This window comes from Bhargavaea ginsengi, assembly GCF_900109165.1.
In the GTDB taxonomy this organism is placed as follows: Bacteria; Bacillota; Bacilli; order Bacillales_A; family Planococcaceae; genus Bhargavaea; species Bhargavaea ginsengi.
On the sequence record NZ_FNZF01000008.1, the window covers coordinates 45,026 to 69,245 of the forward strand.

Below are 24,220 nucleotides of genomic sequence, written 5' to 3' on the forward strand. Positions count from 1 at the left end.
CCATCACTGTCCCTCTTTTCCTATCAGCACCGGCTTTCCGGGTCCCTGATGCGGGTATTGTGATAAGATGAATCATATAAAAATAGGATGAAGGGAGCGGGAGGCCCATGATCAGGGTTGGCCTGACCGGTTGGGGCGACCACCCGGATGTATACAGCCCCACCTCCAAGAAAACGGATAAGCTGAAGGACTACAGCGGTCATTTCAAGCTCGTGGAGCTGGACTCGACCTTTTACGCCATCCAGCCGGAGCGGAATATCCGGAAATGGATCAGTGAGACGCCTGACGGCTTCGGCTTCATCGTCAAGGCGTACCAGGGGATGACCGGCCACCACCGCGGACGGCTTCCCTATGAGTCAGAAGAAGAGATGTTCCGGCTTTTCCGGCTGTCGGTCGGGCCGATGCTGGAGGCTGGCAAGCTGCCGATGATCCTCGCCCAGTACCCGCCCTGGTTCGACTGCACTAAAGAGAATGTCGGTGTGCTGAGGAAGATGAGGGAGTATCTCGATGAACTTGATGTGGCCGTCGAATTCCGGCATCAGTCGTGGTACTCGGAGAAATACCGGGAAGGCACATTGGACTTTCTCCGCGAGCAGCGGTTCATCCACTCGGTATGCGATGAACCGCAGGCGGGGGAAGGCAGCGTCCCCTTCGTTCCTGAAGCCACACGCGAGGACAAGACACTCGTCCGCCTGCACGGGCGCAATACTGCAGGGTGGAAGGCGAACGGGCGTGACGATAAGAAATGGCGGGAAGTCCGCTATCTCTATGACTACAATGACAGTGAACTGAAAGGGTTGGCCGAAGAAATCACCTGCATCGCCTCCGAGGATGTCTATGTCGTCTTTAACAACAACTCGGGCGGACATGCTGCTGAAAATGCCAAGCGGTTCATGGGCATCGCAGGAATAGAAACGGCCCGGCCCGGCGCACAACAGTTGGATCTGTTTGGCGGGGAGGATCTCTGATGGAGTTTGTCATTCTGGCCGTAACGGGGCTTTTTGCCGGCATTGTCGGTGCGCTGGTCGGCCTCGGGGGCGGTGTGGTCCTTGTGCCGGCCGCCCTTTATTTCGGCATCACCCTCGGCTGGGTGCCGGGCCTGACCCCGCAGAAAATCGTCGGACTGTCTGTCATCATGATGATCTTCATCGGGCTGTCTTCGACACTCTCTTATATGAAGTCAAAGACGGTTGATTACCGGAGCGGGCTGATCTTTTTTGCGGGAAGCATCCCTGGTACGGTCCTTGGAGCCTACGTGAACAAAGGGCTGGACCTGCCGTCATTTAATCTTTATTTCGGCATCCTGCTCATCTTCCTGTCCGTGCTCCTGCTCGTGAGGAAACATCTGAAGCCGGTACGATGGTTTGTCGAGCATGGAAGCACGCGTACATTTACGGATCCGGAAGGCAGCGTCCATAATTACGGATATCCCGTCTGGTTTGCGGTCATGCTGACATTTATTGTCGGGTTTGCTTCAGGGCTTTTTGGAATCGGAGGGGGCTCGATCATCGTTCCCGCAATGATTTTGCTGTTCCTGTTTCCGCCGCATGTTGCGGTTGGGACATCGATGTTCATGGTCTTTCTGTCAGCGATCGTCAATGCGGCAAGCCATATCTCACTCGGCAATGTACCGTGGCTTTATACGCTTCCCGTCGTACCGGCTGCATACATAGGGGCAAAAGTCGGAGCGGCATTGAACAAACGTCTGAACTCTGAAACTCTGGTGACCGCACTCCGGATCATCCTCCTGATCACGGGGATCCGGTCCATCTATGAAGGAATCTGGGGCTGATTGCACGTTGAAGGAAACGATTCATATTTATCATACAAATGATCTCCACAGCCATTTCGAAAAGTGGCCGAGAATCCGGGAATTCCTCCTTAAGCGCAAGGCATACCATAAAGAGCGTGGTGAGGCTTGTTTTGTGTTCGATATCGGTGACCATATCGACCGTTCCCATCCCTATACGGATGCCACCAGGGGAAAAGGGAATGTATTGATGCTCAATGAAATCGGCTATGATGCCGTCACGATCGGCAACAATGAAGGTATCACCCTTTCACCAAGCGAACTGTCCGCTCTTTATGAGGAAGCGAAATTCCCGGTCATCCTAAACAACCTGTTCACGGGAAAAGGAAACTATCCCGGCTGGACCGTTCCTGAGGGTTATCTGACGACCCGCTCGGGCATCCGGATCGGACTGATTGCCGCCACAGCCGATTTCAGCACATCCTATGAGCGTCTGGGATGGAAGGTGACCGGGCCGCGTTTCGCACTCGAGGCAGCAGCGCCCCAAGTCAGCGGACAGTCTGACATTCTGGTCTGCCTGTCGCATATGGGGTCTTCGGAGGACGACCGGCTTGCGGAGCACACGGGCGGCAAGATTGATGTCATCCTCGGCGGACATACCCATCATCTGTATCCGGACGGCAGGGAGGTCGGCGGCACGCTGATCGCCGCAGCCGGAAAATGGGGACAGTATATAGGCGAGGTGACGCTGACGTTCGATCATTCGGAAGGGCGGGTCGTCGAAGCAACGGCTAAGGTCCACGACACGGAGACACTGCCCATACCCGATGACGACACGAGCTATGACCGTCAGTTAAGGAAGAAGGCGGCGGAACTGCTGTCGGCAACCGTATTCCAGACACCTTACGAACTCCGGGGGGGCTGGGCCGGTCCCACCGCACTTTCCGACCTGTTTGCTGATGCACTCCTTTCCCATACAGGTGCAGATTGCGCCATGTTCAACTCGGGAATCTTTCTCGGCGGACTACCGGAAGGCACCGTTTCCGGGATGGACCTGCACCGTCTCCTGCCACATCCGATCAATCCGTGTGTCATTACGCTGACCGGCACTGAAGTGGAGGAGGCATATGAGCTGAGCCTGGATGCCGAGTGGCCGGACATCCGGCTTAAAGGACTCGGATTTCGGGGCGAGGTGGTCGGGGCGATGATCCATCACAAAATGGGCCGCGGTTCGGACGGCAGGCTGCATGTGGCCGGCAATCCGGTTGAACCGGACAGGCAGTACCGGCTGGCAACACTGGATCTGTTCACCTATGGTTTCTTTTTTCCGGCATTCAAGAAGGCCAAAAAAGAATATTTCATGCCGGAATTTATCCGGGATGTCCTTGCCGGATACGCAATAAGGAAGTTTGGTGCACCCTCCTCATAAATCCATCCCTCTCCCCGTAAGATGGGGCAGGGGGATTATTTATTGAAGTTTCCTTATGCGCGCAGGAGGAGGCTGCGACCCGGAGCGGGAAAAAGGCGGCTCCTGCCGCTCCTCCTCCCGGTTGGACTCATCATGGTGGTGGGAATGTTTTATTTTATCAATGCCAGGCTTGCACCTGCACTGACCGAGTACGCGGAAGTGCAAACGGCAAAGATTGCCTCACAAGTGATCGCCAAGGCCATTGATGCACGTACGGCAAATGTCCTTGATGTTAACGACATCATCGAGTACGTCCCTGCCGAGCAGTCGGAAGTTGTCACGGCCAAGCTGAATACGGAAATCATCAACCGCTTCATCGCGGAAACTCATGGCCTGGTCGAGGACCACCTTGAAATGGCCGAGGCAGGGGACCTGAGCGCGCTGCCCAAAATCGAGAACATCGAGTATGATGTGGAAACGATGAAGGACAGAGACGGCATCGTGTTTTTCGTGCCGCTCGGTCAGGCGATCGGTATGCCAATGCTCGGGAACCTCGGCCCGAAAGTCCCGATCCGCTTCCATGTAATCGGCAATGTCCACGCCAACGCCAAAACTGAGATCCGTGAGTTCGGCATCAACAATGCGCTTGTCGAGGTAAACGCCATTATCCAGGTAAATGTCCAGATTATCGTGCCGTTTGCATCCAAGCAGTCCACTGTCCAGCAACAGATTCCAATTGCCATCGGCCTTGTGCAGGGCAAGGTGCCGCATATCTTCAATAAAGGAGAGAATGTGGACCCTCCGTCCATCGAAGTGCCGATCCCGCTCCCGGAAGACTAAATCTCCTATTGCAAACTTCAGGTTCATCTGCTATGATCGTTGACATGGTATAAATAGAATCGATTGGGTAGAGGCCGCAATCGCTTATGAGTAGCACACGTGAGTTGACAACGATGACCGTGCGTAAAAGGAAGCATTGCCGAAGTGGACCGGAAAGTCAGCGAAGGTCCGCTGGGGCCATTCCGAACAGGGATGGCACTGTCATGCGGGAAGGCCCGCATGGAGAGCTACAGATCGTACGTTGTGATGATGCATTCCAACTGACGAACTTAGTTACGGCCGGCTTCCTTTTGCGCAACAGCGCAGGGTGCCGGTCGTTTTAGCTTTTGCAAACAGGCTTTTACCCCTTCGGAAACGGAGGAATGGAAACATGTCAGGTACAATACTTTCGATCCTGCCGCCGCTGATCGCCATTGTCATGGTGCTGGTCACGAAACGCGTGCTTCTCTCGCTCGGCACAGGAATCATCGCAGGCGCACTGATTGCAGCCTCATTCAGTCCGCTGGCGTCTCTCAAGTCGTTCTGGACGGCACTCACAATCAGCTTCTGGGACGGCGGGCTGAATACCTATAACATCTTTATCATGCTGTTCGTCCTTCTGCTTGGCGTACTGACGGCATTTGTCAGTCTGTCGGGCGGAAGCCGTGCATTCGCCGAATGGGCGACAAAGCGCATCCGGACCCGCCGGGGGGCAAGATTGCTTCCGGTCTTTCTCGGAATCCTGATTTTCGTCGATGATTATTTTAATGCGCTGGCAGTCGGACAGATCGCCCGGCCTGTCACGGACTCGCATAAGGTTTCACGGGCGAAGCTGGCCTATTTCATCGACTCGACTTCTGCGCCGATTTGCTCGATTGCTCCGATTTCCAGCTGGGGCGCATACCTCATCGGGGTGATCGGTACGATTCTCGCCGGTGCTTCCGTCGTATCTTATTCCGCACTTGAAGCATTCCTGCTCATGATTCCGATGAACTTCTATGTGCTTGCCACATTGGTCTTTGTGTTCTTCGCGGCCATCACCAATTTCGATTTTGGCGAGATGCGCAAGCATGAGCGCCGTGCCATCGAAAAAGGTGAACTGTTTGATCCGAATAAGGAAGTGCCGGGTGAGCTCAAAGAAGAGTTCCCTGTCCACAACAACGGACGTGTCATCGACCTTGTGCTTCCGATTATCACACTTGTCGCAGTCACATTCGGCGCCATGATGCTGACAGGCTACCGCGGAAGCATGGCTGAATACGGCCGCTCGGATATCTGGACCATTTTTGAGATGACAGATGTTCCGGTGTCACTTCTCGCAGGGGGCATCGCCGGAGTGCTGGTCGCGCTGGTTCTGTTCATGACCCAGTCGGGGAAGGGAGACTTCCGCAAGTCAGACTTTATCGTTCCTGCATTCACCAGCGGTATCCGGGCAATGATGCCGGCGGTATCCATCCTCATTCTCGCATGGGCGCTTACGTATCTGATCGGTGAACTCGAAACAGGCGCCTTCCTGTCCGGAGTGGTTGAACGAGCAAACATTCCTGTAGAACTCCTTCCGGCGATCATGTTCGTCCTCGCGGGCGTCATGGCGTTCTCGACAGGGACATCTTGGGGATCGTTCGGTATCCTGCTTCCGATAGCAGGGGAAATCATGCTGAACGCGGCCCCCGAGATGCTGATCGCGTCTCTTGCTGCAGTACTCGGCGGCGCAGTATTCGGTGACCACTGTTCGCCGATTTCAGATTCGACAATCATGTCGTCGACCGGAGCGGGCTCCAACCATATCGACCACGTAGCCACACAGTTGCCATATGCCTTGTCAAGTGCCGCTATAGCAACCACCGGGTATGTCGTCATGGGCCTCACTGATTCTCTTGCACTGGGACTTCTCACAGTTGTAATCCTGCTGGCGTCTGTCATTATTATCTGGGTAATGAAAGGTCGCACAGCAACTCCTGCGATTCATGAACATACAGGAAACTGATTCAAAAGACAGGGGAAAACCCCTGTCTTTTGTTATGCGCGCAAAAGGTGTCGAAAAAGAAAAAAGGCTTTGACTTCATATTTCAGGGTCGTTATACTTACAATAGGGTTAAAGAAGTCTGAATAAAATAAATCTTTCCGTTTATTAGAAATATGGGGGATGGACGGAAAGAAACATCAAGGGGGATCAATATGGGACAGCGTTCACAATGGGGGACTAGGGCCGGTTTTATCCTTGCCGCGGTGGGGTCCGCGGTAGGGCTGGGGAACATCTGGCGTTTTCCTTATGTCGCCTATGAAAATGGCGGCGGGGCATTTTTCATTCCATATTTATTTGCGCTTCTGACTGCCGGAATCCCGATTCTGATCATGGAATTCACGATCGGACAGAAATACCGCGGTTCGGCGCCGCTTTCCTTCTTCAGGATGGAAGGGAAAAAGGCTGAATGGCTGGGATGGTGGGGAGTTTTTGTCGCCTTTGTCATCTCCACCTATTATTCTGTCATTATCGCATGGGCGATGAAGTACACGGTGTATTCGTTCAATTTACAGTGGGGGGACGATACACAGGGCTTCCTGTTCGGCGATGTGCTGAACCTGGCTGACACGCCGGGGCAGGTGGGCGGCTTTGTGCCGGGCGTTCTGATTCCGCATATTCTTGTGTGGATTATCGTATTCGGCATTCTGTTTGCGGGCGTGAAGAAAGGAATTGAGCTGGCAAACAAAATTTTTATTCCGGTTTTAGTCATCGTTTTCCTGATGATTGTCATCCGGGCTGTGACGCTTCCAGGAGCATTAACAGGGCTCGAGGCATTCTTCAAGCCGGACTTGAGCCAATTGGCAAACGGTACTGTCTGGGTAGCGGCCTATGGCCATATCTTCTTTAGTCTCTCGATTGCCTTCGCAATCATGATCACTTATTCCAGCTATCTGCCAAGAAAATCAGATATCACGAACAACGCCTTCATCACAGGCTTTGCAAACTCCGGCTTTGAGCTTCTCGCCGGAATCGGTGTATTTGCCGCCCTCGGGTTCATGGCTGTACAAAGCAACGTTGCGGTTGATGAAGTGGCTACGGCAGGTGTCGGTCTCGCCTTTGCGGTGTTCCCGCAGATCATAAACGAGTTCCCTGGCATGAATGCACTTTTTGGAGTCCTATTCTTCCTATCACTCGTACTGGCAGGGCTATCTTCACTCATTTCAATTTGTGAGACGTATGTAGCAGGCCTTTCGGAGAAACTCGGAATCTCCAGGAACAAGGCGGTCTTATTCGGTGCGGGTGCTGCTTCACTCATCTCGCTCCTGTTTACGACACGTGGCGGGCTTTACTTCCTTGACGCTGTTGATTACTTCATCAACCAGTTTGGCGTCGCATTCATCGGGCTGGTCGAAGTCATCGCCATCGCATGGGTATTCCGCAAGCTTGATGTATTCAAGGAGCATGCCAACCCGATGTCCGATATTCAGATCAGAGGCTGGTGGAAATTCTCCCTGATGTACATTACGCCGCTTGTCCTGGGCTACATGATGTTCGACCTGTTCCGTACGAACCTCGGCAAGCGGTTTGACAATGATACAGGCAACTATGAAGGATATTCGGATGCTTTCATCATGGGGGCCGGGTGGTCTGTGGCCCTTGCGGCGCTTATACTCGGTATCCTGTTCTCGCTGATCAAGTGGAACAGGAATGCGTTGGAGCCATATGACAGAGATGAAACATAAGGGGGTAACGCCATGAGCGGATCTGCAATTTTCATGATGATCCTTGGCATTCTGATCATCTGGGGCGGCCTTGCGGCAAGTATTGCCAACGCTGTCTTTAAAGCCAAAAATCGTTAACAGGAGGGCGTCCCATTGCGGGGCGCTTTTACTGTTGACGGGGCATCAATCGGACTCCTGAAGGCTGTTGTACCAACCTGCTCATTGTGTTACATTGACAACAGTGAACATTTTCAAAACAGAGAGAATGGAGCCGATGGCGATGACATCATGCAAGCCGGGAAACGAGCACATCCGAAAACCGGATTGGCTGAAAATCAAGCTGAATACCAACGAGAACTATGTCGATCTGAAAAAGATGATGCGCGAAAAGGGACTGCACACTGTCTGTGAAGAGGCACGCTGTCCGAACATTCATGAATGCTGGGGCGAACGCAGGACCGCAACATTCATGATTCTGGGTGCAGTCTGCACGAGAGCCTGCCGGTTCTGTGCCGTGAAGACGGGCCTGCCGAATGAACTTGACCTTGCCGAACCGGAACGCGTAGCGGATTCAGTCGCTCTGATGAACCTCAAACATGCCGTCATTACGATGGTTGCCCGCGATGACCAGCGTGATGGAGGAGCGGGTGTGATGGCCGAGACAATCCGTGCCATCCGCCGCAAGAATCCGTTCGCGACGGTGGAAGTGCTGCCGTCTGACCTGGCGGGGGATTATGACAGCCTGAAGACACTGATGGATGCCAAGCCGGATATCCTGAACCACAACATCGAAACGGTCCGCCGGATGACAAAGCGGGTCCGCGCACGAGCGACCTACGACCGTTCACTGGAGTTCCTTCGCAGAGCCAAGGAAATGCAACCGGAAATTCCTACAAAGTCTTCCCTTATGGTCGGTCTCGGAGAGACATGGGAGGAAATCATTGAGACGATGGATGACCTCCGCGCGAATAATGTGGATATCATGACAATTGGCCAATATCTGCAGCCGACTAAAAAGCATATTGCTGTCCAGAAATACTACACACCACAGGAATTCGGCGAGCTCCGCGAGATTGCCATGACCAAAGGATTCTCCCACTGTGAAGCCGGCCCGCTTGTGCGGAGCAGCTATCATGCGGATGAGCAGGTCAACGCAGCTGCCCGTGAACGCCAACGCCGTGGTGAAGCCGAGCTTGCTCCACAAGCCTGAAAGAAGGAACGGACATGATCAGGATTGAAAACACCGAGTACGAAGTAGTCGAGGATTATCGGGATGCCCTGCAAGAGGACGCCCTTGAGGCCCGCTACAGCGAGATTCTCGGCAAATATGACTACATCGTCGGTGACTGGGGCTATGGCCAGCTCAGGCTCAGGGGCTTTTTCGATGATAAAAACCCGAAAGCGACCATCGCGACGAAGATCAGTACCTTGCAGGACTATCTTTATGAGCACTGCAACTTCGGATGCGCCTATTTTGTCATCAAAAGGGTGCAGGGTGCTAAAGGTAAAGGTGCATCGAAAAAAATGAGCACCAGGCAAGAAAAGGAACAGGAGGACCCGCAGGACGGCGATTGAGCCGTTGCGGGTTTTCGTCTTGAACCGACAGGAGGAATCATCATGTACTTTATCGACCGAAATAAAGTGGAAAAGACAGCAGCCCATATGGAGCATCTTTTTGAAGTGTACGACAGCCGTTCCGACTGGTCGGAAAGCGCAGCAGGAATGCTCGCGATGGAACGGATCGCCCATAATCTTATTGAATCAGTGATCGATATCGGAAATACGCTGATCGATGGCTTCATCATGAGGGATCCCGGCAGTTATGAAGATATCATCGATATTCTTCTGGATGAAAAAGTGATTGAAGCGGATATGGAGGCTCCCCTGAAAGAACTGGTCGGCCTCAGAAAAATGATTGTACGTGAATTCATGGAGGTCGATCCTGCTGAAACGGTGAGAGTGCTGGACGGTACAATGCCGGCTCTCCGGCGTTTCCCGGACAGCACGCGGCGCTACCTGGCTGAAGAGCTTGGCCCGGTTTCGGCATTTCTTCCGGAGGAAGATAAATGAGGAAGTACCATGCATGGTGCTTTGATCTGGATGGGACAGTCTATCGGGGCGAAGAGCCCATACCGGAGACGGTCAGCTTTATCCAAAAACTGAGGGAGCAGGGTGCAGGGGTTTTCTTCGTGACGAACAACTCCGCGCTCACACCGGAGAGCCAAGCGGAAAAACTTGCAAAGATGGGCATCGAAGCCGATCCGGATGAAATCATGACTTCATCGGTGGCTACGGCTGCCCATCTTCTGAAAGTCCACGGTTCGGTCAAAGTCATGATGATCGGTGAAGAAGGGCTCAGGAAAGCGCTTGAAACGGCGGGGCATACCGTTGTCAGACAGCATCCACAAGCAGTGGTGGTCGGCATCGACCGCAGTATCACCTACGGGAAGCTTGCGGATGCTTCACTTGCGGTTTCTGCGGGCGCTTCATTCATTGCCACCAACAGCGACAAAGCGTATCCGACCGAACAGGGCCTCGTGCCCGGCAATGGCGCGTTTGCCGGACTGATCGAGCTGGCGACCGGCGTGAGCCCATATTATATCGGCAAACCATCCGTACCCATGCTCGAAGCGCTGGCCGAAAGACATGGACTGGACAGGAAAGACATGGTGATGGTCGGTGATAACTATGAGACTGACATCACAGCGGGCATCCGGTTTGGCATCGACACGATCCATGTGGACACAGGAGTGACCCGTACAGAGGATCTTGCGCATTACGGGGAGCAGCCGACCTATGCTCTAAAGACGCTGGGAGATTGGAAAGTAAACTAAAAAGCGCAATGCCGGCCGGCATTGCGCTTTATATATATGGATATTTCATCAGAACAGCGGATTCTCTTCAATAAAACGGTAGATGTTTTCCTTTAGTTCATCCGGTGTCTCGCCTTCGACAATCTCGCCGTTGACGACCGCATAGAGCGATTCGGCACATTGCGAGCAGAAGCTGAGGCAACCGTATTCGAGGACATCCAGATTCGTATCCTGTTCGAGTTCCTCGAATGTTTTCTGTGAACCGCAGGCCATGTTGCTCATGCAAAATTCAACGATCGGATTCACAAACATTCACCTCTCCTACCCGAAAATCGTACTCCTTTTTCAACTGCGCGTCAATTAAACGGCTTATTGTGAAACTCCTCACATTCCGATATAATGGCGATGGAATGCAATAAAACATCGAAAACCGAACTTCATCAAAGGAGACTACCATGAAGAAACTAGTCCTTCTAGGCGGCGGCTACGGAAATATGCGAATTCTGCTGCGCCTCCTGCCCAATCAACTTCCCGAGGACCGGGAAATCATCCTGATCGACCGGACACCGTTTCACAGCCTGAAGACCGAATTCTATGCATTGGCGGCAGGCACGGTTCCGGATGCGGAGGTTCGTGTCGACTTTCCTGAACACGAGCGTCTCCGGACGGTCACAGCAGAAGTAGTCGACATCAATATGGATGAACAATGCGTGTATCTCGACAACGGTGACAGCATCCGATATGACGATCTTGTCATTGGGCTCGGCTGTGATGATAACTATCATGATGTGCCGGGTGCAGCAGAATATACGCACAGCATCCAGACGATCCGTAAGTCGCGTGATACATACCGGGAAGTGCTGGGGCTGTCGGGCGGCGCGACTGTCGCCATTGTCGGGGCCGGCCTAAGCGGCATCGAAATCGCGAGTGAACTCCGTGAAAGCCGTCCGGACCTGAACATCAAACTGTTCGACCGTGGTCCGCGGATCCTCCGTGACTTCCCGGAGCGGCTCAGCAATTACGTGCAGAGCTGGTTTGATGAAAACAACGTGGAAGTCATCAGCAACTCGAATATCACCAAAGTGGAGCCCCATATGCTCTATAATCACGAAAATTCGATTCCGGCGGATGCGGTCGTCTGGACTGCGGGAATACGTCCGGTCGAAATCGTGCGCAATCTTGAAGTCGAAAAAGCCGGAGGCGGCAGGATCGTCCTGACCCCTCACCATAACATTCCCGAAAACGAACATGTCTATGTCGTCGGGGACTGCGCAGCGCTGCCGCACGCGCCGAGCGCCTATCTTGCCGAGGAACAGGGCGAGCAGATCGTCAAAGTGCTGAAAATGCGCTGGAACGGCGAAACATTGCCGGAGAAGATGCCGGAGATCAAACTCCAGGGCATCGTCGGTTCCCTTGGAAAAAAGAAAGGCTTCGCCTTCCTCGCCGACCGTACGGTCACCGGCCGCATCGCGCGCCTGCTGAAATCAGGCATCCTCTGGATGTACAAATGGCATAACGGCTAATTTTTTGCCGGAATCGCAATATGCGGTTCCGGTTTTTTGATGTCTCAGAAAGGATAAAAGGGACAAGATTACCATTTAACACCGAAAGGTAATCACTCAAGTAGCGGCAGTTCTGGAACACCTGGAGGAATTTCAGAAAAAGAAAAAACTGCGGACTATGTCCACAGTCGGTCACTCATATACATGGAATAAAACCACTCATGCTTCTGTAGTAAACCCGTGCTTCTCGAGTTCCTTGAACACCGGCTTCAGCTGGATATAACCTTCGCCGACAACTTCTCCGCCGACCATTACGAGCGGGTAGAAGAACTCATCATCTTTGACCCTTGCCGCGATGTCGGCGCGGACAGGATCTTCGATCGGCTGTTCGATGTCGATATAATCGATCTGGAAGGAATGATCGGGATATTTTCTGGAAATCGCCGCTTCCAGCCATTCATACGTGTCTTTTGAAGACGGTGCATTGACGCAGCTTGCACAGATGATATCCGCACCATAAACCTCGATACTGACCCCTTTTTCGTTCAAATGGATGACCTCCGGTTTCCGTTATGGATTTTCTGTCTTGAACACATTATAATGATATTAGTGAAAGGAGTCGAATCGAAGTGACAGAAACAGCGATGATGGATGGTGTACAAGAAGTCCTGGATAAATTGCGTCCGTTCCTGCTCCGCGATGGCGGCGACTGCGAACTCGTTGATGTCGAGGACGGCATCGTGAAACTCCGCCTGCTTGGCGCATGCGGAACTTGCCCAAGTTCGACAATTACGCTCAAAGCCGGCATCGAGCGTGCGCTCGTCGAAGAAGTGCCTGGCGTCGTCGAAGTCGAACAAGTCTTTTGATCACACGGATCCGCCTCGGCGGATCCTTTTCAATAATCGGTCCATTCATTTGAACGAGTGGCCAACAAACGGTAAGATGGATGAAAAGGAGTGAGGATATATGACACAAGTGGTGGAACTGACGGAAGCGGCGGCCTATCAGGTGAAGGAAATGATGGTCAACAATGAAGAGGAAGGTTCTTTCCTTCGTGTCGGGGTCAACGGCGGCGGCTGCAGCGGATTGACCTACGGCCTCAACTTCACGAGAGAACGTCATGAAGAAGATGAATTCCTTGAACTGCACGGTATCCCGATTGTTGTTTCCAAAGAGGATGCAGGCATTCTGAACGGTACGAAAATTGATTACAAACAGTCCCTCATGGGCGGCGGTTTTACGATCACCAACCCGAACGCAATTGCGTCCTGCGGGTGCGGTACATCATTCAGGACGGCCAGGAAAGAGGGCACACCAGAAAAATGCTGACCTAAAGACCGGATTTCCGGTCTTTTTTATTTCCCTGCGACCTCTTGAATATCCTCATACAAAGGACTAAACTAAGAGTTGAGGGATTTTGTCAATTACGGCGCTATGCCGTGACAATCAGGCATATGTCGCCGTCCTAATAATAGACACATTTCATAAAGGTGGTTTGGATCAAGTGAAGAGACCTACAGTACTGGTGCTCGGAGGCGGATACGGCGGACTTTCGACAGTCGTCAACCTCCAAAAAAAGATCGGCACTGATGACATGGATATCGTCCTCGTGAACAAAAACGATTACCACTACGAATCGACCTGGCTCCACGAAGCCGCAGCAGGAACACTTAAGCCAGAAGACGTGCGCTACGACATCAAGCGCGTCATCAATGAAAACAAAGTGAAGTTTGTCAAGGCGACGGTCGAGTCGATCGACGTGGACAACAAGAAAGTCGGAACAGACGCAGGGGAACTTACATATGACTTCCTCGTGATCGGACTCGGTTTCGAAGGGGAGACCTTCGGAATTGAAGGGCTCGACAAGTATGCGCTGAGCATCGCAGATGTTAATGCGGCACGCCAGATCCGCGAGCACATCGAGTATCAGTTCGCTACTTGGTCGCTTGAACAGGAAAAAGATGATTCCCGCCTGACGATCGTTGTCGGGGGAGCCGGATTCACGGGTATCGAGTTCCTTGGAGAACTCGGAAACCGGGTACCTGAGCTTTGCGAAGAGTTTGATGTACCTCGTGAAAAAGTCCGCGTCATCTGCGTGGAAGCGGCGCCGATGGTTCTGCCGGGCTTCGATCCGAAACTGGTCGATTACGCCACTTCTTACCTGAAGTCGAAAGGAATCGAATTCTCGATCGGAACACCTGTCGTCGAGGCTACTCCTGAAGGTGTCAAGATCAAGACCGGCGAAGAGAAGTTCGAGTTCATCAAGGCCGGTACGGTCGTTTGGGCTGCGGGTGTCCGCGGTAACCGCCTGATCGAAGAAACATCCATCGAAAGCAAGCGTGCCCGTGTCGCTGTTCGTGAAGATATGCGTGCACCTGGCTATGATGATGTCTTCATCGTCGGAGACTGCGCATTCCTCATGAACGAGGAAGCAGGCCGTCCATATCCTCCGACTGCCCAGATTGCCATGCAACAGGGCGTACAAGTCGCGGAAAACATCATCAGCCTATCCAAAGGCGGCAAAACGAAGAAGTTCGTTCCGGACCTTAAAGGTACGGTCTGCTCGCTTGGCGATGACGATGCAATCGGCAATGTATTCGATGGCAAGCTTGTCACAGGCAAAAAAGCAAGCTTCCTGAAGAAGATGATCGATAACCGTGCGCTTTATATGATTGGCGGACCATCGCTTGTCGTAAAAAAAGGTAAATTCGACGTTCTTTAATGAGAATCCGGGCGGCGCGTTCATATTATGAGCGTGCCGTCTTTTCTGTAATCGGGAAACGCGCCTAAGACTCCCCGAGTGGGCAAGCATGTTCATGCGGGCCGGGGAGTCTTTTAGTTGGCCGTGCAACCGGCGGCCATGATGACGGGAGGAGATTATTCGTGGGAAATAAGAGGGGGAAGGTCTGGCTTGGTGCAGCGGGCATCGTCATGAACGGTAACGGGGAATGGCTGGTCGTCAAGAAAACGTATGGCGGACTAAAGGGGAAATGGTCGTTTCCGGCGGGATTCGTGGAGCCTGGGGAACGGGCGGATGAGGCTGCGGTCCGTGAGGTGGCCGAGGAGACGGGAATCCACACAGAATTGACCGGCATGGCAGGTTTCCGGACCGGAGTGCTGAAAGGGGAGATCAGTGACAATATGGCACTGTTCCTCCTGCGACCGGTTACAGAAACACAACCTGTGATCCCTCAGGAGCGTGAAATCGCAGAAGCCCGCTGGATGACACCCGGAGAGCTGGCCGCCTCACCGGATTCCTCACTGCTGATTCATGAAATTGCGGGTGAGGCTGTGGATGGCGGACTTCCGGAAGTGAAGGGTGCCTGGCCCGGTGACATTTTCGGTTATACGAGCTATAAGTTCTTTTTCCGCAAAGGGGGCGTAGACCCTGATTTCTGACAGATTGGTGAACGGGGACCGTCTTGTTGAAAGAGGGTCACCTTTCCGGTAAACTGATGAAGGGAAATCGGAGGTTAGCGAATTGGACGGTTCATTATCCATTGTAGAAGTCATGCTGTCGTTCCTGCTGTTCATGGTCATGTTCTTCGGGATCGGCTTCCTAGTGAATATGCTGCTCCGCATGACATGGCTCATGGCGATCGTCTACCCGATTGTCGTCATCCTGATTGTGGATGAGGTAAGGGTGTTTGACTATATCACCAGCCCGGGCATGGCATTCAGCAGCCTTGGCGACAAATTTGTCTCGCTTCATGCAGCAGATATCATCATCCTGATCGGTGGCTTTGTCGGGGCAATCCTTGCAGGCATCGTCATGATCATCCTTCGCCGGATGGGCTACAGGATGTTCTGATAATGAAAAAGCGTTCCGCGCAAATGCGGAACGCTTTTTCAATTGCACCGGATTTTAGAGGATAAGCGTGTATAGGAATACAGCCAGTAATATGCCGGTCAGGGCACCTGCGTACACCTCACTTGGCTTGTGCCCGAGGAGTGTTTTCAGTTCCTCGATCTTTTGCTGTTCGTCTTTCTGTGGCCATTCCTTTGTAGTCTGGATGAAATTCCTGAAATCCGAACGCATCTGATTGATGACGACGGCCTGCTGGCCAGCCTGGAAACGGACTCCGGAAGCATCGAACATGACAATAATAGCAAAGACGGCGGACACTGCGAATATTGACGAACCCGTCCCATGTTCAAATCCGATGGCGGTGGTGAGAGAGGAGACCGCTGCCGAATGGGAGCTTGGCATGCCGCCTGTGGAAGTGAAAAGCCTCCAGTCCACTTTTTTGGTAGCGAGGAAATGGATCGGGATTTTGACGAACTGGGCAAAGAAGATACTGAATACCGCGACCCATAGCGGTGCATTGTGGAAAAGGTCCATGGAGGCACAACCTTTCAGACAGAAGATAATCAAAATTATAACATATCGGCATCCTGTACCGGCCCGTATCCGGGCACATTCCGGTATAATGGGAACGAAAGCTGGATGGAGGGATGACAATGGAAGTCAGCGTACAGAAAAACAGCCTAGAAGGCATCACGGCAGATGTGCTCATCGTGGGCGTGCCGAAGCATACCGAACATGTGGAAGGCTGGGACCGGCTGGATGCCCTATTCTCGGGTGCCCTGTCAGGATGGATCCGCTCAGGTGATGTGGTATCCGGACGGCATGAATACTCGCGTGTGCCGGCGTTGCCAGGTGCCGGATTTAAACGGGTGCTATTCGCCGGTCTTGGCAATGACAAAACGCTCGATGCGGATGATCTGAGAAAAGTGTTTGCCGGTGCAGGCAAGGAACTCCGCAAGATGAAGGCGGAGTCCGCAGCCGTCTGGTCTGCCTCATTCACATCAGGGGATTTCGAGGATGCGGATATCGCTTTTGCAGCGGCGGAAGGCCTGGGGCTCGGCACTTATGCATTCGAGGATTATAAGACCGGCTCCAATGAAAAGCAGGTGGAGCTGCGCGAGGTCACGCTTCTTACAGATTCGGAAGAAAGTGTGATCAAGCCGGCATTCGGTGTCGGCCGTGTTTATGCTGATGCCGTCAATGAAGCACGGGATCTCGTCAACACGCCGGGCAATATCCTGACTGCGACAGCTATGGCGGATTACGCAGCGCAGCTTGCTGATCAATATGGTTTCGGCTTCGAAGTACTGGGCCGTGCCGAAATGGAAGAGCTCGGAATGGGAGCCATCCTCGCGGTCAATCAGGGTTCTGTCGAAGAGCCGCGTCTGATTGTCCTTAAATATAAGGGGACCGAAAAGTGGGAAGACGTGGTCGGACTGGTCGGCAAAGGGATCACATTTGATACGGGCGGTTACTCGCTCAAGACAAAGACCGGCATCGTCGGCATGAAAGGCGATATGGGCGGCGCCGCAGCGGTTTTGGGTGCCATGCGGATCATCGGTGAGCTGCGGCCTAATAAGAACGTAGTCGCGGTCATCGCTTCGACAGACAACATGATCTCAGGCAGCGCCTTTAAGCCTGATGATGTCATCACTTCACTGAGCGGCAAAACGATCGAAGTGCTGAATACGGATGCCGAAGGACGTCTTGTCCTGGCCGATGCAGTCACTTATGCCAAGCAGTCCGGAGCGGATTACCTTGTGGACGTGGCGACGCTCACAGGGGGCGTTATCACTGCTCTGGGCTATGACAAGACCGGGGCACTCACCAACAGCGAAGGATTCTTCGAAACGTTCCTTGAAGCGGCTTCGGAGACAGGTGAGTTTGTATGGCGGCTCCCGCTTACGGAAAACGACAAAAAACGGATCCGCAAAAGTGATGTGGCGGATCTGAACAACTCTCCGGGCGGCGATGGACACATGATCTTCGGCGGCGGTTTTGTCGGGGAATTTGCGGAAGACACGCCTTGGATCCATCTGGATATCGCCGGAACATCCGGTGCTTCATCCGCGCATGACCTGGGACCAAAAGGCGGCACAGGTGTCATGGTGCGGACCCTTGCAACGCTTGTCGACCTGATGGCGGAAGAGTCAGGGGAATAACGCCCAGGCCCGGCCGGGCATCCGGCATAGGATAGCGGAGAAAGGGGGAAGGCAAATGCCTCGCTACCGACGTTATCCTTACCGGAGAGGGGGAAACGATTTGTTCTTCGGTCCGTTCCTCGGCGGGTTTGCCGGCAGCCTGCTCGGTGATCTGTTTTATGGTGGCAACCGGTATCCGTATTACCAGTATCCGTACCCATATCCATACTATTATCCGTACGGATACCCGTACCGGCCATATTACTGGTGAAATAAAAAACTTCTGCGGAAATGTTCCGCAGAAGTTTTTTTATTTTTCTTTGATGCGCCGGATATCTTCTCCAAGCTCATCCTTCACGGTAAGTTCACTCGGCTTAACTCCGGCAAAGTAAGCGGCACGTGACATCATGTGCCCCCCGACCGGAGCAGTGATAAACAGGAACAGGATCCCGAGCAGGATTCTCGGGTTAAAATGCTCTTCTACCAGCCAGAAGTGGAGGAAAACCGAAAGCAAAATTCCCAGTACACCGACAGTTGAACTTTTGGATGCCGCATGGGCACGGGTATAAGGATCTGGAAATCGGAGAAGACCGATCGCAGTTACGAGCGTAAAGATGACGCCGACAACCATCGGCAATGCAACAAGGATATTAATCAGAATCTCCACGATCGAAGATCTCTCCTTTCTCTATAAATTTAGAGAAGGCGACAGTGCCGATAAAGGAAAGGATCGCAAGCAGCAGGATAATCTCCAGGTAAAAGCTTGTGCCGACAAGCAGGGACAAAAGGGCGACTACCGAAATGAGTGTGACTCCCATTGCATCCAGCGCAATCACCCGGTCAGGTGCAGTCGGCCCTTTTATCAGCCTGTAAACAAACAGTGCCATTGAGATGACAATTACGATCAGTGATATCCAGAAGAAAATCATCATGGCCGGCTCACCTCCAATATCGCTTTTTCAAATGAATCCCGAATGGATGTGACGGCTTCCTCGATATCATCGACGTGCAGGGTGTGCACGTAAAGTGTTTTTTTGTCCTCGGATACATTCATGACGACCGTACCCGGCGTCAATGTGATCAGCGCAGACAGCACTGTAATTTCCCAGTCATTCGTCAACTTCGTAGGGTACCTGAAGATGGCGGGCTTGATGTCGAGCTTTGGCTTGATGACCAGCAGGAACACCTGTATGTTGGCAAGCCACAATTCCTTGATGAACAACAGAACGAGTTTGAGGATGGCCCAGACCCGCTTGATGTAGACGGGCCCCGGGAAAAATCGCCGCATCATAATGATCAGCATCAGACCGAGCAGCCAGCCGATGATGAAAGTGGATGCGTCGAATGAGTTGAGGATGAACATCCAGGCAAAGGCCAGGATGAAGTTTAGTAGTATTTGAAAGGCCATGATCCATCTACTCCTTTAACACCGCATCGATATAAATCGATGGCTGGTGGAGGATTTCCGCGGCATCCCACATCAGCGGACGCAGCCATTCAGTGCCGACGCCATAGAAGACTGTCAGAGCAGTCACGAGGACTGCCGGAATCAGCAGGCCGCGATAGATGCCTGCCGAGGTTCCTTTGACCGGCATGGGCTCGCCCCAAAACGCATGGATGAAGATCCGGATAACTGACAGCAGAACGATGAGGCTGGAAGCAAGGATGATGATGCCGCCCCAGAGATTGTCAGCCTCGAATGCCCCCTGAACGATCAGAAGCTTACCAAAGAAGCCGCTGAGGGGTGGGATGCCGGCCAAACCAAAGGCTGCCACGAGCCAAGTCCAGGCGAGTCCCGGATAGGTTTTCATGAGACCGCCCATCTCCCGCAAATTCGATGTGCCGGTGATGGCGATGATGACGCCGATCAGCATAAACAGCCCGGCTTTTATAAGCATGTCATGGATCAGGTAGAATACCGCACCTTCCAGGCCGGCCATGTTCATCTGAGCTACACCGAAAAGGATGACACCGACAGCGATGATGATGTTGTAGATGACGATCTGCTTCAGATCATAGTAGGCGAGTGCACCGATGCACCCGGCAATCACCGTCAGAATCGCAAGAATCATCAGCAGTTCATGCGTAAAACCGGGATCGTGCGGAAAGAGCAGGGTGACCGTCCGGATGATCGCGTAGACGCCGACCTTTGTCAGAAGGGCACCAAATAGTGCAAGGACAGGGACAGGCGGTGCGGCGTACGAGCCGGGAAGCCAGAAGTACAGCGGAAAGATGGCTCCCTTCAGGCCGAATACGAGGATGAGCATAACGGCGATAACCGTCAGAATCCCGCTTTGCCCGATTTCCGTCACCTTCTCGGCGATGTCAGCCATATTAAGCGATCCGACGACCGAGTACAGCATGGCCACCGTTGTGACGAAGAAGGCGGAGGAAACCACATTCACGAGTATGTATTTGATGGACTCGCGCAGCTGCCGCTTTTCCCCTCCAAGAACGATCAGGAGATAGGAAGCGAGCAACAGGACTTCAAAGAATACGAACAAGTTGAAAATATCGCCTGTCGTGAAGGATCCGTTGATTCCTGTCAGCATGAACAGAATTGCAGGATAGTAGAAGTACTTTTCCCGTCCTTCACCGATGGAGCGGAAACTGTATACGACAACTCCCAGTGTAATGAGGAGAGAGGTCAATACCAGGCTCACCGAAAGCGGATCGGACACCATCGAGATGCCAAACGGCGCCGGCCAGCTTCCGAGCGTGACTGCCTGCACGCCGTCCGTCATCACAGTGCGCAGCAGGAATAGAGCCGCAATGATTGAAGCGACCAGCCCGACAACGGTTACAGCCCTTTGGGCAGCAATCCGCTTTGGAAAGAACAGCAGAACAGATGCCGTCAGGATCGGGATCAGGATCGGAAATAACAGAAGGTTAGTCATGTTCGTCATTTCCTTTCAGCAAAGTCATATTATCCGTCTCAAGTTCCTGATAGGCCCGGTAAGCCATGACGAGGAAGAACGCCGTCACACCGAAAGAAATGACGATCGCTGTAAGAATCAGTGCCTGCGGCAGCGGATCGACATAGTCTGTCACACCATCCGCCACGACTGGCGGAGCGGGGCCGGCAAAGCCGCCCATTGTCAGGATGAGAAGGTGGGCACCGTGGCTAAGAAGGCCTGTCCCGATGATGACCCGGAGCAGACTTCTGGAGAGTATGAGGTACACGGCTGCCATGAATAGAAAACCGATGATGACTGACATGAGAATTTCCATTTTAGTCATCACTTCCAATCGTAAGAATAATATTCATCGTCGCACCGACGACGACCAGGTAAACTCCCAGGTCAAACAGCATGGCCGAGTGAAGGGAAGTCTCACCAAATAGCGGCAGATCAAAATAATCATACGCATGTGTAAAGAACGGCACATCAAAAAGGATGGAAGCCGAAGCCGTGCCGAGTGCAAGAAGAAGACCGATGGCAATCATAATCGTGTAGTTGAAGGGCAGTGCTCTGCTTACTGTTTTCAGATCGAAAGCAAGAAGCAGAAGGACAATCGCCGATGCGGTCAGCAATCCGCCGACAAAGCCTCCACCGGGTGTATAGTGTCCGGCAAAGAAGATGTGGATGGCGAATAGGAAAATCAGGAAAAACACGACTTTCGTTGCTGTCTGAAGAATGACATCACTGCTTTTCATGGCCATCCCCCTTTCTGGTGAGACGAAGACGGATCATGGCGATGATGCCAATGGCTGCGATTGACAAAACCGCAATCTCAAAGAACGTATCAAATCCACGATAGTCCACGAGGATGACATTGACGATATTTCCGCCCCCGGCTTCCGAGTATACCGTCTCCTTATAGAATTCAGAGATGGATGGAAGCGCACGCTGCGAAACCGAAGACATTGCCAGAAGGCTCATCAGCAGTCCGACAGAAGCAGCGATGATGGCATTGCCGATACGGAATTTCCGTTTTTCGTCATGACGGCTCATTTTCGGCAGGTGATAGAACGCCAGCAAGAACAGCGCAACGGACACCGTCTCGATGACGAGCTGAGTCAGCGCAAGATCCGGTGCCTTGAAAACAACGAACAGCAGGGCAACGGTATAACCGACAGCACCGAGCGAAATGATCGCTGTCAGGCGTTTTCTGGCAACAAGAGTTGTGGCAGTCGCAGCTACCAGGACCAGGAGGAGACCAACTTCGACCGGGCCGATTGGTGCTGTGCCCTCAAAGCTGACGGCCAGCGCATCTTTGGCAATCAGTGAACCTAGGCCGATGATGACGATACCCAGGAACATATAGATCAGGTAGCTGCGGATGAGTCCGTCCATATATGAACGGGACAGCCGGTTCATGCCGCTTTCGGCGAATATCATCGTAGAATCATACAGCTTGTTGAGTGTCAGCTGTTCAGGGAAGACCCGGTAGAGGCCCTGCCATTTAGGCAGCAGCGAGAAAAGGGCCAGCCCGGCAATGACGATGCCGATCGTCATCATCAGTTCCGGTGTGATATGTCCGTGCCAGGCGGCAACATGGACATCAACATCCGACGGGGAACCGTACATGAACGGTTGCACCGCCGCAACCGCAGGTTTGACGATCCAGTCTCCGACCAGGTTCGGCACAAAGAAGATCGCCACGACGATCAGGCCGAGCACTGCAGGGGAGACGAGCATTCCCGCTGGTGCTTCATGAGCAGATTTCGGCAGAAGGTCCGGTTTGTGCTTTCCTGTAAAGGTCCGGAATACAAAATAAAAGCTGTAAATAAATGTGAATACGCTTGCAATCCATGCTGCGACAAGCAGCACAGTCCCCCATGATGCAGGGGCGAACAAATCTAGTTCTCCAAGGCTCAGCATTCCGGTCAGGAACAATTCCTTACTGAGGAAGCCGCCGAACGGAGGAAGGCCGGCCATGGATAGGGAGCCGATCAGAGCGATGGTGAATGTAACCGGCATGAGAGCCATGAGTCCGCCAAGCTTACGGATATCGCGCGTTCCGGTCTCGTGATCGACAATACCGGCAATCATGAACAGGCTGCCTTTGAATGCGGCGTGGTTCACGAGGTGGAAAATGGCGGCGAAGCCGGCGTATTTGAACATTGTCTCGGCAGCACCCTCCACGTGGAAAGCCGCAGCTGCCGCTCCTAGCATGGACATGATCAGACCAAGCTGACTGACGGTCGAGAAGGCAAGTATGCCTTTCAGGTCAGTCTGCTTCACTGCGAAGAACGAGCCCCAGAACAGTGTCAGCACCCCGATGGAGGTCACGAGCCACACCCAGACTTCTGATGCCGCAAAAATCGGAGTGAACCGGGCGACCAAGTAAAGCCCGGCCTTGACCATTGTTGCGGAGTGGAGGTAGGCACTGACCGGAGTTGGTGCTTCCATCGCATCCGGAAGCCAGATATAGAACGGGAACTGGGCGGATTTGGTGAATGCCCCGAGAAGGATAAGGATAAGCGCCCAGGTGAACAACGAATGTTCTGCCAATTCAGGGGCCATTGAGATGAGTTCACGGACTGAGAACGTTCCACCCATGAGGTAGAGGAGGACGAAGCCCCCGAGCATCATCAGACCTCCGAAGACGGTAATCATCATCGATTTGAGCGCACCAAACCGGGAACGGTCCCTTGTGTACCAGTAACCGATAAGCAGGAAAGACGAAATAGATGTCAGTTCCCAGAAACCGTAGAGCGCAATCATATTGTCTGACTGGACGACGCCGAGCATCGCGGTCATGAACATGAGCAGGTATACATAGAAATTGCCGAGGCGCTCTTTCGTCTTATCAAGATAAAAGATCGAATAAAGGACGACCAGTGCCCCGATTCCTGTGATCAGGAGCGAGAACAGAAGGCTGAGGCCGTCTATGTACGAGGTAAGTGAAATACCGTATGACGGAATCCAGGACAGCTCCCCGATGTGGACACCGCCGTCTTTCACTTGGGGCAAGAAGCCCAGATAATAAATGAACAGCAGCACCGGCACGGCCAAAACGAACCAACCGGTATGAATTCCCCGCACCCGGTTGGCCAGCATTGGGATCAAGAGGGCGGCCGCGACCGGTGCGAATAACAGCAGCACGGATGTCAAGAATGGTCCTCCTTTCGAGAATATGTTTCCGATGGATAGGTAACAGGACTAATTATAACCCAATCGTAAACCGGTTGCATTGATGAAAATTGGTACCCGACGGGGTTCTTGCCGGAGTATTCGGGAGTTCTTCCTATTTAAAAATAACGATAAAAAGTCCATGGTGAATTCTTTTTGAACATCATCCAAAAGGAGGCTGTCCGAAAAGTGTACTTCCAGCATAAAAAGCAAAC

The 24,220-nt window shown here is 52.9% G+C and carries 29 protein-coding genes and 1 riboswitch; of the genes, 19 read left to right on the top strand and 10 right to left on the bottom strand.

All coding sequences use genetic code 11. The features are described from left to right. Positions 1-107: 107 nt before the first annotated feature. From BMX91_RS14635 to BMX91_RS14685, 11 genes are all read left to right on the top strand, one after another. On the top strand, positions 108-968 hold the full coding sequence (locus tag BMX91_RS14635; protein ID WP_092055856.1) for a DUF72 domain-containing protein: 861 nt from the start codon (positions 108-110) through the stop codon (positions 966-968). Beyond that, positions 968-1,792 carry a sulfite exporter TauE/SafE family protein gene (locus tag BMX91_RS14640; RefSeq protein ID WP_092055859.1) on the top strand — a complete coding sequence of 275 codons (825 nt, stop codon included), beginning with the start codon at positions 968-970 and terminating at the stop codon, positions 1,790-1,792. Before BMX91_RS14635 ends, BMX91_RS14640 begins: the two co-directional genes overlap by 1 nt. Positions 1,793-1,799: 7 nt before the next feature. Continuing rightward, a complete protein-coding gene (locus BMX91_RS14645) occupies positions 1,800-3,179 on the top strand; it encodes a bifunctional metallophosphatase/5'-nucleotidase (protein WP_245744475.1) in 1,380 nt (459 codons plus the stop codon). 42 nt (positions 3,180-3,221) lie between these two features. Further along, complete coding sequence (yunB, locus tag BMX91_RS14650) at positions 3,222-3,998, top strand: sporulation protein YunB (RefSeq protein ID WP_177168418.1); 777 nt, start codon at positions 3,222-3,224, stop codon at positions 3,996-3,998. A 60-nt stretch (positions 3,999-4,058) separates the two neighbouring features. Then, positions 4,059-4,236: riboswitch (Lysine riboswitch) on the top strand. A 132-nt stretch (positions 4,237-4,368) separates the two neighbouring features. Continuing rightward, positions 4,369-5,964, top strand: coding sequence for a Na+/H+ antiporter NhaC family protein (locus BMX91_RS14655; protein ID WP_092055863.1), 1,596 nt, complete (start codon positions 4,369-4,371; stop codon positions 5,962-5,964). Between the two features lie 191 nt (positions 5,965-6,155). Next, entirely contained in the window at positions 6,156-7,685 is a 1,530-nt protein-coding gene (locus tag BMX91_RS14660; protein ID WP_092055865.1) for a sodium-dependent transporter, read from the top strand. Positions 7,686-7,697: 12 nt separating this feature from the next. Then, on the top strand, positions 7,698-7,802 hold the full coding sequence (locus tag BMX91_RS14665) for a methionine/alanine import family NSS transporter small subunit (protein WP_092055867.1): 105 nt from the start codon (positions 7,698-7,700) through the stop codon (positions 7,800-7,802). A 142-nt stretch (positions 7,803-7,944) separates the two neighbouring features. Then, positions 7,945-8,874 (top strand): lipoyl synthase, encoded by a 930-nt coding sequence (lipA, locus tag BMX91_RS14670; protein WP_092055957.1) that lies wholly within the window; start codon positions 7,945-7,947, stop codon positions 8,872-8,874. A 14-nt stretch (positions 8,875-8,888) separates the two neighbouring features. Further along, positions 8,889-9,239, top strand: a complete 351-nt coding sequence (locus BMX91_RS14675) for a YutD family protein (RefSeq protein WP_092055869.1) — start codon at positions 8,889-8,891, stop codon at positions 9,237-9,239. A 42-nt stretch (positions 9,240-9,281) separates the two neighbouring features. After that, the gene (locus BMX91_RS14680) at positions 9,282-9,734 is read left to right on the top strand and encodes a DUF86 domain-containing protein (protein ID WP_092055871.1); all 453 of its coding nucleotides are present in this window, start codon (positions 9,282-9,284) and stop codon (positions 9,732-9,734) included. Beyond that, complete coding sequence (locus BMX91_RS14685; RefSeq protein WP_092055873.1) at positions 9,731-10,498, top strand: TIGR01457 family HAD-type hydrolase; 768 nt, start codon at positions 9,731-9,733, stop codon at positions 10,496-10,498. Before BMX91_RS14680 ends, BMX91_RS14685 begins: the two co-directional genes overlap by 4 nt. Positions 10,499-10,546: 48 nt before the next feature. Here the strand turns inward: BMX91_RS14685 and BMX91_RS14690 are convergent, their stop codons facing one another. Next, entirely contained in the window at positions 10,547-10,789 is a 243-nt protein-coding gene (locus BMX91_RS14690) for a YuzB family protein (protein ID WP_177168419.1), read from the bottom strand. Between the two features lie 143 nt (positions 10,790-10,932). On the opposite strand from BMX91_RS14690, the gene BMX91_RS14695 reads away from it, so the two are divergent. Then, positions 10,933-12,000, top strand: coding sequence for an NAD(P)/FAD-dependent oxidoreductase (locus tag BMX91_RS14695; RefSeq protein ID WP_092055875.1), 1,068 nt, complete (start codon positions 10,933-10,935; stop codon positions 11,998-12,000). A gap of 198 nt (positions 12,001-12,198) precedes the next feature. Here BMX91_RS14695 and BMX91_RS14700 read toward each other — a convergent pair whose 3' ends face one another. Further along, positions 12,199-12,528 carry a YuzD family protein gene (locus tag BMX91_RS14700; RefSeq protein WP_092055877.1) on the bottom strand — a complete coding sequence of 110 codons (330 nt, stop codon included), beginning with the start codon at positions 12,526-12,528 and terminating at the stop codon, positions 12,199-12,201. A 95-nt stretch (positions 12,529-12,623) separates the two neighbouring features. Here BMX91_RS14700 and BMX91_RS14705 point away from each other — a divergent pair, with 95 nt between their 5' ends. The 5 genes from BMX91_RS14705 to BMX91_RS14725 all read left to right on the top strand — a co-directional run bounded on the left by BMX91_RS14705 (position 12,624) and on the right by BMX91_RS14725 (position 15,790). Next, positions 12,624-12,845, top strand: a complete 222-nt coding sequence (locus tag BMX91_RS14705; RefSeq protein ID WP_245744479.1) for a NifU family protein — start codon at positions 12,624-12,626, stop codon at positions 12,843-12,845. Positions 12,846-12,945: 100 nt separating this feature from the next. Further along, a complete protein-coding gene (locus BMX91_RS14710; protein ID WP_092055882.1) occupies positions 12,946-13,308 on the top strand; it encodes a HesB/IscA family protein in 363 nt (120 codons plus the stop codon). 175 nt (positions 13,309-13,483) lie between these two features. Next, positions 13,484-14,701 (top strand): NAD(P)/FAD-dependent oxidoreductase, encoded by a 1,218-nt coding sequence (locus tag BMX91_RS14715; RefSeq protein WP_092055884.1) that lies wholly within the window; start codon positions 13,484-13,486, stop codon positions 14,699-14,701. Positions 14,702-14,862: 161 nt separating this feature from the next. Further along, a complete protein-coding gene (locus BMX91_RS14720; RefSeq protein ID WP_092055887.1) occupies positions 14,863-15,378 on the top strand; it encodes an NUDIX domain-containing protein in 516 nt (171 codons plus the stop codon). Between the two features lie 82 nt (positions 15,379-15,460). Further along, positions 15,461-15,790 carry a YuiB family protein gene (locus tag BMX91_RS14725; protein ID WP_092055889.1) on the top strand — a complete coding sequence of 110 codons (330 nt, stop codon included), beginning with the start codon at positions 15,461-15,463 and terminating at the stop codon, positions 15,788-15,790. A 54-nt stretch (positions 15,791-15,844) separates the two neighbouring features. Here the strand turns inward: BMX91_RS14725 and BMX91_RS14730 are convergent, their stop codons facing one another. Then, positions 15,845-16,321, bottom strand: coding sequence for a divergent PAP2 family protein (locus BMX91_RS14730; protein WP_092055890.1), 477 nt, complete (start codon positions 16,319-16,321; stop codon positions 15,845-15,847). A gap of 119 nt (positions 16,322-16,440) precedes the next feature. Between BMX91_RS14730 and BMX91_RS14735 the strand changes: the two genes are divergently transcribed. Both BMX91_RS14735 and BMX91_RS14740 read left to right on the top strand, forming a co-directional pair. Further along, positions 16,441-17,949: a leucyl aminopeptidase gene (locus BMX91_RS14735; RefSeq protein ID WP_092055893.1), complete on the top strand. Its 1,509-nt coding sequence runs from the start codon at positions 16,441-16,443 to the stop codon at positions 17,947-17,949. A gap of 55 nt (positions 17,950-18,004) precedes the next feature. Continuing rightward, positions 18,005-18,199 carry a hypothetical protein gene (locus tag BMX91_RS14740; protein WP_092055895.1) on the top strand — a complete coding sequence of 65 codons (195 nt, stop codon included), beginning with the start codon at positions 18,005-18,007 and terminating at the stop codon, positions 18,197-18,199. 39 nt (positions 18,200-18,238) lie between these two features. Here the strand turns inward: BMX91_RS14740 and mnhG are convergent, their stop codons facing one another. Genes mnhG through BMX91_RS14775 form a run of 7 tightly spaced genes read right to left on the bottom strand, consistent with a single transcriptional unit; the run spans position 18,239 to position 23,987 of the window. Further along, the gene (mnhG, locus tag BMX91_RS14745; protein ID WP_092055897.1) at positions 18,239-18,595 is read right to left on the bottom strand and encodes a monovalent cation/H(+) antiporter subunit G; all 357 of its coding nucleotides are present in this window, start codon (positions 18,593-18,595) and stop codon (positions 18,239-18,241) included. Beyond that, the gene (locus tag BMX91_RS14750) at positions 18,579-18,860 is read right to left on the bottom strand and encodes a Na(+)/H(+) antiporter subunit F1 (RefSeq protein WP_092055899.1); all 282 of its coding nucleotides are present in this window, start codon (positions 18,858-18,860) and stop codon (positions 18,579-18,581) included. The genes mnhG and BMX91_RS14750 overlap by 17 nt, the downstream gene beginning before the upstream one ends. Next, positions 18,857-19,336, bottom strand: coding sequence for a Na+/H+ antiporter subunit E (locus tag BMX91_RS14755; protein ID WP_092055900.1), 480 nt, complete (start codon positions 19,334-19,336; stop codon positions 18,857-18,859). Before BMX91_RS14755 ends, BMX91_RS14750 begins: the two co-directional genes overlap by 4 nt. Before the next feature lie 7 nt (positions 19,337-19,343). Beyond that, the gene (locus tag BMX91_RS14760; RefSeq protein WP_092055902.1) at positions 19,344-20,825 is read right to left on the bottom strand and encodes a Na+/H+ antiporter subunit D; all 1,482 of its coding nucleotides are present in this window, start codon (positions 20,823-20,825) and stop codon (positions 19,344-19,346) included. Further along, positions 20,818-21,159, bottom strand: a complete 342-nt coding sequence (locus tag BMX91_RS14765; protein ID WP_092055905.1) for a Na(+)/H(+) antiporter subunit C — start codon at positions 21,157-21,159, stop codon at positions 20,818-20,820. Before BMX91_RS14765 ends, BMX91_RS14760 begins: the two co-directional genes overlap by 8 nt. Before the next feature lies 1 nt (position 21,160). After that, positions 21,161-21,583: a Na(+)/H(+) antiporter subunit B gene (locus tag BMX91_RS14770; RefSeq protein WP_092055908.1), complete on the bottom strand. Its 423-nt coding sequence runs from the start codon at positions 21,581-21,583 to the stop codon at positions 21,161-21,163. After that, entirely contained in the window at positions 21,570-23,987 is a 2,418-nt protein-coding gene (locus BMX91_RS14775; RefSeq protein WP_092055911.1) for a Na+/H+ antiporter subunit A, read from the bottom strand. Before BMX91_RS14775 ends, BMX91_RS14770 begins: the two co-directional genes overlap by 14 nt. Positions 23,988-24,220: the final 233 nt, after the last annotated feature.

Excerpts from the sequence above, each read along its gene's own strand:
- BMX91_RS14760 (WP_092055902.1), bottom strand. The coding sequence starts at position 20,825 with ATGACTAACCTTCTGTTATTTCCGATCCTGATCCCGATCCTGACGGCA.
- BMX91_RS14680 (WP_092055871.1), top strand. The coding sequence starts at position 9,282 with ATGTACTTTATCGACCGAAATAAAGTGGAAAAGACAGCAGCCCATATG.
- BMX91_RS14730 (WP_092055890.1), bottom strand. The coding sequence starts at position 16,321 with ATGGACCTTTTCCACAATGCACCGCTATGGGTCGCGGTATTCAGTATC.
- BMX91_RS14750 (WP_092055899.1), bottom strand. The coding sequence starts at position 18,860 with ATGATGATTTTCTTCTGGATATCACTGATCGTAATTGTCATCTCAATG.
- BMX91_RS14660 (WP_092055865.1), top strand. The coding sequence starts at position 6,156 with ATGGGACAGCGTTCACAATGGGGGACTAGGGCCGGTTTTATCCTTGCC.
- BMX91_RS14695 (WP_092055875.1), top strand. The coding sequence starts at position 10,933 with ATGAAGAAACTAGTCCTTCTAGGCGGCGGCTACGGAAATATGCGAATT.
- BMX91_RS14740 (WP_092055895.1), top strand. The coding sequence starts at position 18,005 with ATGCCTCGCTACCGACGTTATCCTTACCGGAGAGGGGGAAACGATTTG.
- lipA (WP_092055957.1), top strand. The coding sequence starts at position 7,945 with ATGACATCATGCAAGCCGGGAAACGAGCACATCCGAAAACCGGATTGG.
- BMX91_RS14710 (WP_092055882.1), top strand. The coding sequence starts at position 12,946 with ATGACACAAGTGGTGGAACTGACGGAAGCGGCGGCCTATCAGGTGAAG.
- BMX91_RS14675 (WP_092055869.1), top strand. The coding sequence starts at position 8,889 with ATGATCAGGATTGAAAACACCGAGTACGAAGTAGTCGAGGATTATCGG.
- BMX91_RS14765 (WP_092055905.1), bottom strand. The coding sequence starts at position 21,159 with ATGGAAATTCTCATGTCAGTCATCATCGGTTTTCTATTCATGGCAGCC.
- BMX91_RS14655 (WP_092055863.1), top strand. The coding sequence starts at position 4,369 with ATGTCAGGTACAATACTTTCGATCCTGCCGCCGCTGATCGCCATTGTC.
- BMX91_RS14735 (WP_092055893.1), top strand. The coding sequence starts at position 16,441 with ATGGAAGTCAGCGTACAGAAAAACAGCCTAGAAGGCATCACGGCAGAT.
- BMX91_RS14640 (WP_092055859.1), top strand. The coding sequence starts at position 968 with ATGGAGTTTGTCATTCTGGCCGTAACGGGGCTTTTTGCCGGCATTGTC.
- BMX91_RS14635 (WP_092055856.1), top strand. The coding sequence starts at position 108 with ATGATCAGGGTTGGCCTGACCGGTTGGGGCGACCACCCGGATGTATAC.
- BMX91_RS14770 (WP_092055908.1), bottom strand. The coding sequence starts at position 21,583 with ATGAAAAGCAGTGATGTCATTCTTCAGACAGCAACGAAAGTCGTGTTT.
- BMX91_RS14755 (WP_092055900.1), bottom strand. The coding sequence starts at position 19,336 with ATGGCCTTTCAAATACTACTAAACTTCATCCTGGCCTTTGCCTGGATG.
- BMX91_RS14665 (WP_092055867.1), top strand. The coding sequence starts at position 7,698 with ATGAGCGGATCTGCAATTTTCATGATGATCCTTGGCATTCTGATCATC.
- BMX91_RS14705 (WP_245744479.1), top strand. The coding sequence starts at position 12,624 with ATGATGGATGGTGTACAAGAAGTCCTGGATAAATTGCGTCCGTTCCTG.
- BMX91_RS14685 (WP_092055873.1), top strand. The coding sequence starts at position 9,731 with ATGAGGAAGTACCATGCATGGTGCTTTGATCTGGATGGGACAGTCTAT.
- BMX91_RS14690 (WP_177168419.1), bottom strand. The coding sequence starts at position 10,789 with ATGTTTGTGAATCCGATCGTTGAATTTTGCATGAGCAACATGGCCTGC.